We start from the raw sequence: 12,587 nt of genomic DNA, 5'->3' as shown, positions 1-12,587 counted from the left end.
CAAAATGATTATCAGTATTATTGAAAAGGGGCGGGAGCAGATGAAAAATCTATGGAAAGTGATGACAACAGTTGCTGTTGTTTTTTCTGCTCTAACAATTAGTAAAACTCCCACCTAAATGAAAGAAGATAGGTGGGAGTTAACTGTCCATAAGAGTTTGATTGATTCAATTAATAATCAGTGAAAACAAGCATCGACTTATCAAAGTTTCACTTTATCCCGCATTAACGGGCAGTAAGCCCCCCATCTCAAGATTCAGAGAAAAACGAAGAAGAGAGGTGGGAGATAACTGCCCGTAAAAGCCCGATTGGTTCAACTAACCATCAATTGGGGATGAAGCCCCCCATTGATGGAAGTTTCACTTTATCGCTGCTCTTTTTGTTGTACATATTTCTGTAAATCAAATGGTGTAATTTCTTGAATAAATTCCCTTGATATAAGAGATTGAATGAGTGTACTTTCCGTAATGATAGCACCTGTTTTCTTTTCGTGAGCTTGTTGTAATAATTGTAGTTTTTCCAATGTTTCTTTAGGTAATTCAATTGTTAATGTGTTCATATTTCTCCCCCCTATTACTAGAGTATCACTAGAAGATAGGAGAAACAAGACAAGAGAAATATATATATGATGGTAAAGAAAGCGAAAGAGTTTCTCCCGCTATTTTAGGGCGGTAAGACTCCCGGCTCAAGATTCTGAAAAACAAGGAAGAGAGGTGGGAGATAATTGCTGGCATGCGTCTAATTGATGAGAACTTTCCATCTCAGTGGGGGGATGAAGAAAAAACCCCACTGATGGAAGTTTCACTTTATTGGATTAAAAAAAGGTAACTATCCACAAAATAGTTACCTTTTTTTATATATTTACAGTTAGTATGACTAAGCAATGCCGATGTATTTTAAAGTTTTGGATGGAGTACTATGATCAAAAAAGTGTTGTAAAAATGCAATATCTACACCAGATTTGTAAGCACAATATCCCCATGTCTTGCGAAGTGTATGTGAGCTAATCCCTTCTAAACCAACTTCTTTTGCTGCTTTGTTTAAAATGTACCAAGCATGTTGTCTTGTAATAGACTTTGTTCCTTTTTGAGATTTTAATAATGGTTCGTTTCGTTTCCATACTTTTCGCTCTTTCATGTATTGTTCGATAGTATGTTGTAATTCATCACTTACAGCGAACCATTTATGCTTTTTCATTTTGTCATTATAAAACAAAATAGAATGACGAACATGTTCGTTTTCATCAATAACATCGCCAACTTTTAATTGTAAAATCTCGCTTACTTTTAATCCTGAATTTACAGCTAATACGAATAATAAAGCATCACGCTTCGATGATTGTAATAGTATATCTTTGATTTTTTCTAATTGTTTTTCATTTTGAATTGGTTGTCCTACTTGTTTCATTTCACGCACTCTCCTCTTTTATATGTGTAAAGGAAAGGATTAACTAGTTATTACTATAAAGGGAGTATGTGAATTTCATGTGAACTCCTCGTGAAATTAGAACAAATTATTTGACTTCTGTTGCTTTTTGTAAGTCGAAATAAAAGACAACACCATTTTCTTTATTATACACGCCGTAATCGGCATGATGAAGTTCTAAAATATTTTTTACAATAGATAAGCCTAGACCTGTTCCGCCTGTATGACGGCTACGCGATGCGTCTAATCGATAGAAACGGTCCCATATTTTATCTAAGCTTTCTTCAGGAATCGGTGTACCGTTATTTTCAATTTCTATTTTTACCGTTTCTTCATATTCAATGATAGATAGCTTTACTTGTTCCCCAGTTGGTGCGTAACGAATTGCATTACTTAATAGATTGACGACAACTTGTTCAATGCGATTGCGATTTGCTTGCACATAAATAGTTGGATCTAATGCAAGCTCTACGTGTAAATTTTTTTCTTCGATACTAAATAATAGCTTTGTATAAACTTGTTTGATTAATTCACCAATTGAAAAAGCTTCAATTTCTAATTTATATGTGCCAGATTCAAGTTTTGCAAGTTCTAGCATTTCAACAATAAGGCGGTTCATATTATCGGTTTCTTCTAAAATAACGTCGGTATAATACGTAGTATCTTTACTTACACCATCTTTAATACCTTCAGCGAAACTACGGATTACACTTAGTGGTGTTTTTAATTCATGGGATACGCCAGAGATAAACTCTTTTCTCGTTTTCTCTAGCTGTCTTTCTTTTTCAATATCTTGCTGTAATTTTGTATTTGCTACATGTAATTTGTCAATTCGATCTTTTAAATTTACAGAAAGGCTGTTAATACTACTTGATAAGCTTCCAATTTCATCTTCTGTTGATATAGGAAGCTTTTCAGAAAAGTCAAAGTTAGCCATTTTCTTTGTAACACGATTCATTTTAATAAGTGGCTTTGCAATGATTTTTGAGTAATAGAATGACAATAAAATAATGACAAAAAAGACGATAATTAATGCATATACGTAATAATCTTTCAAAACAAGCATAGCTTCATCAACGGGCTGCAGTGATGTCATGGCAAATGCAAACTCTTTTATTTCACCATTTTTAATAACAGGTTTAACAAAAACCTGACTTTTTACTTCATTTTCTCCGCCCATTGTATACGTCGTCATTTCATTTGTATTTGTTTTTCCTAATGCAACAGAAAGTTCCCAGTGCTGAATGCCTTGTATTAATGTATCTTTATTTGTAAGACGAATATCAGTTGAGGAAGGAATGTGTAATTTTGAAATAGTACCCTCAAATTTGTTAACACCAACACCAAATTCCTTTGTATATAAAGTTCTTTTCACATCTTGAAGTTGTATACCAAATTGCTTCAAATCTGAAATGATATTATCATTTTGCCATATTCTGTTGTCGTTAGTAGTAATTGTGATAGGAATAATCATATCTTGTTTTAAGATACCTTGTACACTGACTTGATCATTAAGGTTTAATCCTAATTTTATAAACGAAGAATATTCATCGTTTGTGAAAATATTATTGAGTGGAATGAAAAATGTTTTATTAGACTTATCAACAATTTCAATATGGTAATTTTTATCATCTTTAATAATACCATTACGATCTAATAAGACGAGTTCAGCATTTGTTTTGTCATAAAACTCTTGTTTTAACTTTGAAAGTTCCTCAAATGACTGATCACTTTTTTCATATTTACTAACAAATTTTTCGAAAGATGTTTGGACGGTATTAATTTTTTTCTTTATATAAAATTTTTCTAAAAACAGTGATTGTCCAAGGAAAAAGAGTAAAAATGTAGCAGTAAACAATGCTGATGTTAATAGAAAAAGCTTAAACACAATGCTTCTTTTTTTCACTTCTTCACCTCATAAATTGTAAATTCCATAATCGTCTTCTTATTATAGCAAACGAATAAAGAGAGTAGGAGAGGAAATCTGTCGCTTGTTGGGACAGTTTTTTTCAAAAAGTCATATACAGTGAAACTTCCATCAGTAGTGGAGGTCTTGCTGCCCGCCAATAGTAGAATAAAAAAGAACTCGCCAGACGTATGACAAGTTCTTGTGAAAATTACGATTGAATTGCTGCATCTAATGCAATTTCAATCATTTCGTTAAATGTAGTTTGACGTTCTTCAGCCGTAGTTTCTTCACCAGTAAAGATATGGTCACTTACTGTTAAAACAGATAATGCGTTTACACCGTATTTCGCTGCTAATGTATATAGTGCAGTCGTTTCCATTTCAACAGCTAACACACCGTAATCGCCAAGCTTTTTCACCATGTCCATACTTTCACGGTAAAATACATCAGCTGTTAGTACGTTACCAACGCGAATGTGTAAATCTTTTTCTACACCAGCATCATATGCCTTCTTTAATAAATCAAAGTTTGCACACGGCGCAAAATCAAATCCAGGGAATGTTAAACGATTTATGTTAGAATCTGTACAAGCAGTCATTGCAATAATAACGTCACGAACTTTTACGTCTTTTTGAATTGCACCGCATGTTCCAACACGAATCAAGTTTTTTACATTATAACTTTGAATCAGTTCGTTTACATAAATGGAAATAGAAGGAACCCCCATACCTGTTCCTTGTACAGAGACACGTTTGCCTTTATATGTTCCTGTAAATCCTAGCATACCACGTACATTGTTGTAGCAGGTTACATCTTCTAAAAAATTTTCTGCAATATACTTTGCACGTAAAGGATCTCCAGGTAATAAAATAGATTCAGCAATTTCGCCTTCTTTGGCTCCGATATGAATGCTCATAAATATCCTCCTTGTTATGTAGCAATCGATATAAGCATTATATAGTGAATAATATCGATTAAGTAGTTTTCTCTTTGTAGTATACACGAAGTAGAGCGTTTTCAATAGTGCATTCCCGCTATTCGCCCTACCTTAAGATTGAGAGAGAATCGGAGAAGATAGGTGGAGAGAGTGTAAGATAAAATAATTGCACAAAAAAGAATATAGGTTAGATGTTTTTATACATAAAATAATCTGAATTATGTTACAATTTATAAAAAGTAGATAGGTGATTTCGTGAAAAATCTTATAATAGGGATTATTACTTTACTTCTTATTGTTCTTGGTGGATTTTATATGCAAAAATATAAAAATAGCGAAGAAACAACCGGACAAATACAACAAGTGAAGTGGCAGCTTGATGATATCGATGTAAATAAAACTGCACATATTACATTTCAATTGCAAGATAACAAAGGGAATGAGATTCGCGGCGTAAACGATCATATTCGGATATTTATTGTGGACAAGCAGTTAGCGCGGTCATATCAGGTGAGGCCAACGTTTGCTGGTAATGGTTCATATAAAACTACGTATCAATTTAAAAAAGAAGGGGAATATACAATTTTCCTATATGAAGAAACAGGAGATACAACAAAACAATTTGCTGAAAAAAATATTATAGTAGGTAAGAAAGAAGAAAAAAAACAAAGGCCAATCGCTGTAGATACTGTATTGACAAAAAACATTGGTACTTACAAAACATCGCTTTTATTTCGTGCGCTACATCCGAATGAAGAGGAAACATTAACGTTTCAATTTCAAATAGAAAAAGGCCAAAAACTAAAATTTCGCTCAAATACAGGAGAACGTGCTGCACTTCGCATAGTGGATGAAAAACAACAACATTTCTTGTACGTTGTTCCTGTTAATGATGAAGGCCAATTGCAATTTCGTGTTACGTTTCCAAGTGAAGGGATTTATAAAATATGGGGTACTTTTTATATAAACGGAAAGAAATATGAAGAGCAGTTTGTACTACAAGTTCAGGAACGAAAAAACAGCTAAGAAGTTAGCTGTCTTTTCGTTTTCCGATTAATTTTGTTACAGCGAGCATCGTAATTGGCAATGAATGATTCTTTCGAAATGCTAAATACTTCCCGCTCCACGCTGGTTTATATTTATCTTTGAAATGTCGCAGGCCGCTAAAGCTATATGTATAACGAACATTGTTGAAAATGGCTGCTGCGACGCGCTCTGACCAAAATGATTGTGCCGATAACCCAACGTTAGATAGAGGAGCCATTCCCATATTAAAGCAGTGGTAGCCATTTTCTTTTGCCCATTGGAATAAATGAATGAAAAGAGCATCCATAATTCCACCTGGTGCATCAGGGGAATAACGCATTAAATCAATAGATAGTTCACCATCTTGATATACAGGCATCAATGTTGTGAAGGCAATGATTTTACCATCGGCATCAGAAAGTGTTGCAACCGGCGCGCGGTTCACATAATCACGATCGAAATAGCCAAGAGAGAAGCCTTTCTCCTTTTTTCCTCCAAGCCATGCATCTGATACTTTTTTTAGTTCATCATACAACTCATCTGCAAATGGAGGGGTGTGAATCGAAAAAGTATAACCTTCTCGCTCGAAACGGTTAAAAGTTGCACGCAATCCAGCTCGTTTTTTACCGGAAATTGTAAATGTGCTTAAATCGACAACCGCTTCTTCCCCCAGCTTGAAGAAGTTGTAACCAAAATCATGATATAAACTCATCCATTTACTTTCGATTTGATAAAATACGCAAATATATCCGAAACGATCCGCTTCTGTTAGAAACTCTTCTAATACTTTACGAAAAGAAGATTGCTGTCCGATTGGATCCCCGAGTACAATAAGACGTTTACCTGTAGGAGAAAACTGAATCATTGCTTTTCCATCACTACTGAAAAAGAACTGCTTATCTCCTAAAAAACCGAGATGACTTAGCACATTCCCGCCATGTTCATCTAAAAAATGTTGCAGCCGCTTCGGATTGAAAGGTTGCCCGGGAAATTTATTTCGATAGCGATTTGCGATAATGGAACCAATTAGTAAAAAGCTTGGTACAAAAAAGGCCGCAGAAAAAGCACTTCGTTGTACTTGTTTAATATTACGAACAACAAAATCAGGTTTAAACACTTCCTTTGCTTCCGCAAATAGTGTTCCTAGGTTTTTGTAGAGATACAATGTAATAAGTAAAAAGAGTAATAATTTTACTACATCTGAGAATGAAACCTCCACTTTTTCACGAATAAATCGTTTTCGAATCATGTATAGTACAGCGAGTACAATGAGTAAAATGAAGGTTTCTTCTAAATCAATTCCTTTTAACGTATTAAAAATTGCGGCTCCGATTAGAGATACAGTTGTCATGTAGTAGGAGCGCTTCGTTCCATGATAAATACCGCTTGATAAAATAACGAGCAAAATACCAAATGTTAGTGATAAACTAAAAGAAATCTGTATTAGGTATTTAGGAACTAAAATATGAAGTGCATGGGCGCGTTCAATACTTGTTGGAAAAACAGTGGAGAAAATCACCATGATTCCTGCAAAACTTGTTAACGCAGCAGATGCCCAAGAACCTAGCTTTCCTAGAAAATCACGTTGTAATGTCCAAATGACTCCAGTTGTTTCAAGGGCAGGAGCAATAAACGGTTTATCTTCAAATTTCTTTAGAGCAGCTCCTGTCATTTCAACCGCTGCAAAAACCAATCCGAGTCCAAATGGTAAAACATAATATACAAGGCGATATAATAACATAGCAGGAAGCAATACGCTTGTATCGAATCCATACTGTTCCAGCCCTGTTAAGAAAACAAGATCAAAGGAGCCAAGTCCTCCTGGGACAAGGCTAATAACACCAGCCAAAGCTGCAATGACATATACACCAAGAAACTTCCGGAAGTCTACTTCAATTCCAAATAGAAGTAAGATGACATACATAACGATACCCGCTGATACCCATTCTACTAATGAAACAAGTGAATAGAGGACAGTTGGATTTTGTTCTGCTTTTTCTGCTTTTTGTTTGCGATTTTTTATTTTTGAAACACCTATGTATAATGGGACAAAAAGAGCAAAAAAGATGAGAACTGGCCATAACCAAGGTTTTTCTTGTAAAACAAATCTTGTATCTAATACGCCGATGAGGCCAAGAAAGGATAATAATGCTAACCCATTAATAAAAGCCGTTGTCATCCAAGCGATACTTCTAATAAGCTTACCGTTCTCCTGTATATAAGGACGATATAACATTGTACGTATACCAGCCCCAATAAGACCACCAAATCCTATAAATCCATTTAATGTATTAGCAATCCAAGAAATGCGGAAAATCTTTCTAACCGGTATATCTGCTTGCAAATGCCGCAGCAAAACATAGTCATAAAAGAACATTGTAGCAACAGCAAATACACCAATTGTAACGGCTAAGAAAAAACCACCAGGTGGAATATTTTTAATCGTTTCAACTGCTTCTCGAAATGAGATGCCCGATAGTTCTTTTCGTGCTTGAAAAAATACAATTGTTAGTACAATAAAAGGGAAAATAAATTTTCCGATTTGTAACATACGTTTCCATGAAAACGGCATAAAGACAACTCTCCTTGTATAAGAAAACTGAGGCAATATTTTTATTATGACAAACTTCAATAAAAATAAAAAGAAAAATTCAATGAAAATTTAGTTGTATCTCCTACATTTGTAAATACTTTCTATTAATAATTTGTAATTTTGATAAGTTGGATGAAACAGAGAAAGAAAAGGAGCTTTAGATTTTATCCCGTATTAACGGACAATAATGCTGCATTTTAAAGGAATTTTGTAAGAATTTCTTCCCTTTGAAGGAAATCCGCTTTTTAAAATCGAAAATCAAAACATATATTTCGCGTATATTTTGAAGAAGAAACAACAATAGTAGTGCGTTTTGTAAAGATGCTGCATCAAAAAAATAAATATCAGCAGAATCAACTTTCAAAAATTCTTTTAAATGGTAGGGGGAGAAACTAGTATGTCAAATTTAATGGTTGAAAATCAAACACAGCAAGTCACTGTTTTTTTAGGAGAAGTAATCGAGGTGATTACAAAATATGTAAATAATCATACATTACCTTTATTGTTAGAAGAAATGCCAGAAGGTGATGAAGAGTATTTTGCTGGATTATTAGCTTCAATTCGACGTTTACTCGTATTTTGTGAAGAAGGTTTAGATGCTTGCTGCGTATTAATAAATAATAAGCCGTTTCGAAAAAATGCCGCAGAAAGAACGTTATATAAAATCTATCATCAAGTGATTGCAGAGTTTTTTTCACCGAAAAATGATCATTGGTATGAAAACAGCCGTTCAGCTTATACAGGGAAGAATTCAATTGCATTTCAAAAACAACCTCCTTTTTCTATCGAACGAATGATTCAAGAGTTAGAAGGGAAATTTCAAATATTGCGTGAAGAGCTAGAATATTATGAGACAGACTATCAAACGAAAATGATACAAAAATATTAACTGTTGTAAGAAGCTAGGTGATTCCTAGCTTCTTTTGCTTTTTGAAACGTCATATATGCCTATACTTTCGAATACATTTAAAAAGGATAGCATTGATGGAGGTGTCATATGAGTCAGCAAGAAGTGTTTACTGATTACTTTCATGAAGTTGAAAGCTGGTGCGAAAGTGTTCTACACGTATTAGATAACCGGGCAACGGAAGTGTATGATGTCCATATGCTTGCATATAAAATTCAAATGTTATTAGATCGTATTAAAGAAAATGAATATGATTATGATGCGGAGTTTGTTTATGAAATTAGTGATGATGTTGAACATATTCAACATTATTTACAAGAGGCGTTAATGTCTGATTCAGAACAGTATATATTATATGAAAGAAATTATGCAGAAGCTTCTGTACCAATTGGCGGACATACACTTCCACCGCTGCCGTATCCGTATAATGCGCTAGAGCCTTATATCTCAAGGGAAATTATGATGCTTCACCACGATAAGCATCATCGTAGTTATGTGGAAGGATTGAATAAAGCAGAGAAGATGATGGCAGAAGCACGAAGAACAAATCAATTTGATTTAATAAAGCATTGGGAGAGAGAAGCTGCCTTCCATGGTTCTGGCCATTATTTACACACTATTTTTTGGAACAATATGAAAAAAGATGGTGGTGGTAGCCCACATGGGGACTTATCACGGCAAATTGAAAAAGATTTTGGAAGCTTTTTACGTTTTCAAAAACATTTTACAGAAGCAGCAGCAAAGGTGGAGGGCTCTGGCTGGTCGATTCTCGTTTGGGCACCTCGTTCCGGGCGATTAGAAATTTTACAAAGTACACTTCATCAATTATTTACGCAATGGGATACAATCCCTTTACTAGTACTTGATGTATGGGAGCATGCATATTATTTACAATATCAAAACCGAAAGGAAGAATATATTAAGAATTGGTGGAATATTGTCAACTGGGGTGATGTAGAAAAAAGGTTCCAAAGTGCAAAAGAACTCCAGTGGATACCATATTAGACGCATCGCGATGCGTCTTTTTTATTTATCCCGCTATTCGGGGGCAGTAAGATCTCCCACCTCAAGATTGAGAGAAGCGTTGTCCAGTTTCAGTGGCTAGAATGTTCGGTGGCTTCACTTCTTCCTACGAGGTAAAAAACACCTCTACGTCAGAAGCTCCATCCCCCTCACATTCTGGACGAGCCACTTCCACATTTCTTTGTTGTCCAGCTCTAGCGGCTAGAATCTCCGGTCGTTTCGCCCCCTCGGACGAGGCAAAAAGCACCTCTCTGTCGGGTGCGCGGGCGTCCTGCGATTCTGGGCGAGCCGCTTCCGCTTTTCTACAGAAGATAGGTGGGAGATAACTGCTGGCATGCGCCCGATTGGTGAGGGCTGACCTTTTGGAGAAGAGCGCTCCAAAAGGAAGTTTCACTTTATCTCGCTATTTGCAGGAAGTAAGTCCTATACTCCAACTTCCATTCATATTTTAAAAGTCCAAGCATACACTTGTACAAAAAGTGCCGAAAAGGACGTGAATATATGCGGGGAAGATCGATCATGATTGCACTTATTATATTATGTGCAAGTATGTTACCGAATGATACATATGCACAAATGAAGGATGTTAGTGCTCGTAATGCCGTGTTGATGGAGCAGCATTCGGGGCGTGTACTATATGGAAAGTTAGAGCATGAATCTGAAAAAATTGCAAGTATTACAAAAATTATGACCGCACTTTTGGCAGTTGAATCAGGGAAAATGAAAGAAAAGGTATCAATTAGCAATACGGCTGTTCGTGTGGAAGGATCGGCTATTTATTTAAAGCCAGGGCAGAAAGTAACGTTAGAAGATTTAGTATACGGTTTAATGTTACGTTCTGGAAATGATGCAGCTCAGGCAATTGCAGAATATGTTGGTGGCAGTACGGATGGGTTTGTCTATTTAATGAATGAAAAGGCCGCACAAATTGGAATGAAGGATACACATTTTTCTAACCCGCACGGTTTAGATGGGGATGGGACACATTATTCTTCAGCATATGATATGGCACAGTTAACACGGTACGCCATGAACAATGAGACATTTCGTAAAATTTTTGGAACGAAAACGTATCAGTCGCAAGCGTGGGATTATCCATGGAAAAATAAACATAAGCTTGTTACATCTATGTACGAGTATGCAACAGGAGGAAAAACTGGCTTTACAAAAAAGGCAGGACGAACACTTGTAACGACTGCATCCAAAGATGGACTAGATTTGATTGTTGTAACATTACAGGCTTCGAGTGATTGGGACGATCATATGTATTTATTTAATGAAGGTTTTAAACAGTATACATCAACTACAGTACTAAAAAAGGGAGTGCTTTCTGAAATTCAAGACAAAAAGTATAAAAATCATGTATATACGAAAAATGATTTGTTAGTGCCGCTAACAAAAGAGGAGTTAAAAAAGGTTACATTAAATATTGAATTTGATAAAACAGCCAAGGCAACAGATGGAGAGAAAGTAGGTCGCGCCATTGCTTATTTAAATGGAGAAGAAATTGGGGAGCGTAATTTATTTTATAGTAAACGAAAGCTTATTGCGACAACAGGTTTGTTTTGGAGAGATTTTAAAGAAGTATTTTCACATATGTTAGGTGTGAAAGCAGATGGTTAATATTGTATGGGTTGCGATGGCGTTAATCGGTATTGTGTATGCAATGTTTAATGGAACGATGGAAGAAGTGAATAAAGCGGTTTTTGAAGGTTCGAAAAGTGCTGTAACTATTTGTATTGGATTGATTAGTGTTCTTGTTTTTTGGCTTGGTTTAATGAAAATTGCAGAAGAAGCGGGACTACTAAAGAAGCTTGTTGCATTGTGTATGCCTCTTGTAAAAAGATTGTTTCCAGAAGTGCCGAAGGATCATCCAGCTATGGGTTTTATTTTATCCAATATGTGGGCAAATTTTTTTGGCTTAGGAAATGCAGCTACGCCACTTGGGATTAAAGCGATGGAGCATTTAAAAGAGTTAAATGGGGGGAAAGACTTTGCGAGTCGTTCTATGATAACATTTCTTGCCTTAAATACATCGGCTATCACGCTTATTCCCACTACAGTTATTTCGATTCGGATGACGTATCATTCTTCAAATCCTACTGAAATTGTAGGGGCAACGTTTATTGCTCAAGTACTATCTATGATTGGTGCGATTTGGATTGATCGTTATTTTTACCGAAGAAGAAGTAGAAAGGAGAAGAAAAAATGAGTATCGTCAATATGATTTCTCTATGGGTGATTCCATGTGTGATTGGATTTATTCTATTATATGGGACGGTAAAAAAAGTACCGACATATGAGTCGTTTGTAGAAGGTGGAAAAGAAGGGATTCAAATTGCTGTATCCATTTTACCATTTATGGTTGGTATGCTTGTTTCTATTTCCATTTTTCGAGCTTCAGGAGCGCTAGATGCAATGATTCATGTGATGAAACCAATGTTAGATATGATTCATGTGCCAGCAGAAATTGTTCCGCTTGCACTGATTCGTCCTATTTCTGGATCAGCAGGATTAAGTATTACAACGGATTTAATTGCCACATACGGACCAGATTCGTTTATTGGGAGACTGGCTTCTACAATGCAGGGAAGTACAGATACGACTTTTTATATTTTAACAGTTTATTTTGGGGCGGTTGGGATTCGGAAAATGGGCGATGCATTAAAAGTTGGTTTATTTGCTGATTTAATTGGCATTGTGTGTTCAATTATATTTGTTTCACTTATGTTTCAGTAATAATGATTCATTTTTCATTCAAATTGGAC

The 12,587-nt window shown here is 35.5% G+C and carries 11 protein-coding genes; 6 read left to right on the top strand and 5 right to left on the bottom strand.

Going from position 1 to position 12,587, the window contains the following annotated elements; all coding sequences use genetic code 11:
- Positions 1-363: 363 nt before the first annotated feature.
- From AB1279_RS16960 to deoD, 4 genes are all read right to left on the bottom strand, one after another.
- Positions 364-558 carry a DUF3924 family protein gene (locus tag AB1279_RS16960; RefSeq protein ID WP_429751022.1) on the bottom strand — a complete coding sequence of 65 codons (195 nt, stop codon included), beginning with the start codon at positions 556-558 and terminating at the stop codon, positions 364-366.
- Positions 559-875: 317 nt separating this feature from the next.
- The gene (locus tag AB1279_RS16955; protein WP_429759994.1) at positions 876-1,406 is read right to left on the bottom strand and encodes a tyrosine-type recombinase/integrase; all 531 of its coding nucleotides are present in this window, start codon (positions 1,404-1,406) and stop codon (positions 876-878) included.
- Positions 1,407-1,512: 106 nt separating this feature from the next.
- Positions 1,513-3,330, bottom strand: a complete 1,818-nt coding sequence (locus AB1279_RS16950; RefSeq protein ID WP_429759993.1) for an ATP-binding protein — start codon at positions 3,328-3,330, stop codon at positions 1,513-1,515.
- 211 nt (positions 3,331-3,541) lie between these two features.
- Positions 3,542-4,249: a purine-nucleoside phosphorylase gene (deoD, locus tag AB1279_RS16945; RefSeq protein WP_429759992.1), complete on the bottom strand. Its 708-nt coding sequence runs from the start codon at positions 4,247-4,249 to the stop codon at positions 3,542-3,544.
- Between the two features lie 276 nt (positions 4,250-4,525).
- On the opposite strand from deoD, the gene AB1279_RS16940 reads away from it, so the two are divergent.
- Complete coding sequence (locus AB1279_RS16940; protein ID WP_429751016.1) at positions 4,526-5,296, top strand: hypothetical protein; 771 nt, start codon at positions 4,526-4,528, stop codon at positions 5,294-5,296.
- Positions 5,297-5,300: 4 nt separating this feature from the next.
- Here AB1279_RS16940 and mprF read toward each other — a convergent pair whose 3' ends face one another.
- The gene (gene mprF, locus AB1279_RS16935) at positions 5,301-7,868 is read right to left on the bottom strand and encodes a bifunctional lysylphosphatidylglycerol flippase/synthetase MprF (RefSeq protein WP_429759991.1); all 2,568 of its coding nucleotides are present in this window, start codon (positions 7,866-7,868) and stop codon (positions 5,301-5,303) included.
- 418 nt (positions 7,869-8,286) lie between these two features.
- Between mprF and AB1279_RS16930 the strand changes: the two genes are divergently transcribed.
- The 5 genes from AB1279_RS16930 (at position 8,287) to spmB (ending at position 12,558) form a co-directional block, all read left to right on the top strand.
- Positions 8,287-8,778 (top strand): DUF3907 family protein, encoded by a 492-nt coding sequence (locus AB1279_RS16930; protein WP_429751012.1) that lies wholly within the window; start codon positions 8,287-8,289, stop codon positions 8,776-8,778.
- Between the two features lie 108 nt (positions 8,779-8,886).
- On the top strand, positions 8,887-9,801 hold the full coding sequence (locus AB1279_RS16925; protein WP_336482756.1) for a superoxide dismutase: 915 nt from the start codon (positions 8,887-8,889) through the stop codon (positions 9,799-9,801).
- 519 nt (positions 9,802-10,320) lie between these two features.
- On the top strand, positions 10,321-11,442 hold the full coding sequence (locus AB1279_RS16920) for a D-alanyl-D-alanine carboxypeptidase family protein (RefSeq protein ID WP_429759990.1): 1,122 nt from the start codon (positions 10,321-10,323) through the stop codon (positions 11,440-11,442).
- Positions 11,435-12,031 carry a nucleoside recognition domain-containing protein gene (locus tag AB1279_RS16915; RefSeq protein WP_429751008.1) on the top strand — a complete coding sequence of 199 codons (597 nt, stop codon included), beginning with the start codon at positions 11,435-11,437 and terminating at the stop codon, positions 12,029-12,031. Before AB1279_RS16920 ends, AB1279_RS16915 begins: the two co-directional genes overlap by 8 nt.
- Entirely contained in the window at positions 12,028-12,558 is a 531-nt protein-coding gene (gene spmB / locus AB1279_RS16910) for a spore maturation protein SpmB (RefSeq protein ID WP_429751007.1), read from the top strand. Before AB1279_RS16915 ends, spmB begins: the two co-directional genes overlap by 4 nt.
- Positions 12,559-12,587 lie beyond the last annotated feature (29 nt).

Source organism: Bacillus sp. S14(2024), assembly GCF_050473785.1.
GTDB classification, from domain to species: Bacteria; Bacillota; Bacilli; order Bacillales; family Bacillaceae_G; genus Bacillus_A; species Bacillus_A yunxiaonensis.
The sequence above is the reverse complement of the archived record's forward strand: the minus strand, read 5'-3'. Positions and strand labels throughout refer to the sequence as shown.

Bases quoted from the DNA above. Each gene is read 5' to 3' on its own strand.
- AB1279_RS16960 (WP_429751022.1), bottom strand. From the start codon at position 558: ATGAACACATTAACAATTGAATTACCTAAAGAAACATTGGAAAAACTA.
- AB1279_RS16955 (WP_429759994.1), bottom strand. From the start codon at position 1,406: ATGAAACAAGTAGGACAACCAATTCAAAATGAAAAACAATTAGAAAAA.
- deoD (WP_429759992.1), bottom strand. From the start codon at position 4,249: ATGAGCATTCATATCGGAGCCAAAGAAGGCGAAATTGCTGAATCTATT.
- mprF (WP_429759991.1), bottom strand. From the start codon at position 7,868: ATGCCGTTTTCATGGAAACGTATGTTACAAATCGGAAAATTTATTTTC.
- AB1279_RS16930 (WP_429751012.1), top strand. From the start codon at position 8,287: ATGTCAAATTTAATGGTTGAAAATCAAACACAGCAAGTCACTGTTTTT.
- AB1279_RS16925 (WP_336482756.1), top strand. From the start codon at position 8,887: ATGAGTCAGCAAGAAGTGTTTACTGATTACTTTCATGAAGTTGAAAGC.
- AB1279_RS16920 (WP_429759990.1), top strand. From the start codon at position 10,321: ATGCGGGGAAGATCGATCATGATTGCACTTATTATATTATGTGCAAGT.
- AB1279_RS16915 (WP_429751008.1), top strand. From the start codon at position 11,435: ATGGTTAATATTGTATGGGTTGCGATGGCGTTAATCGGTATTGTGTAT.
- spmB (WP_429751007.1), top strand. From the start codon at position 12,028: ATGAGTATCGTCAATATGATTTCTCTATGGGTGATTCCATGTGTGATT.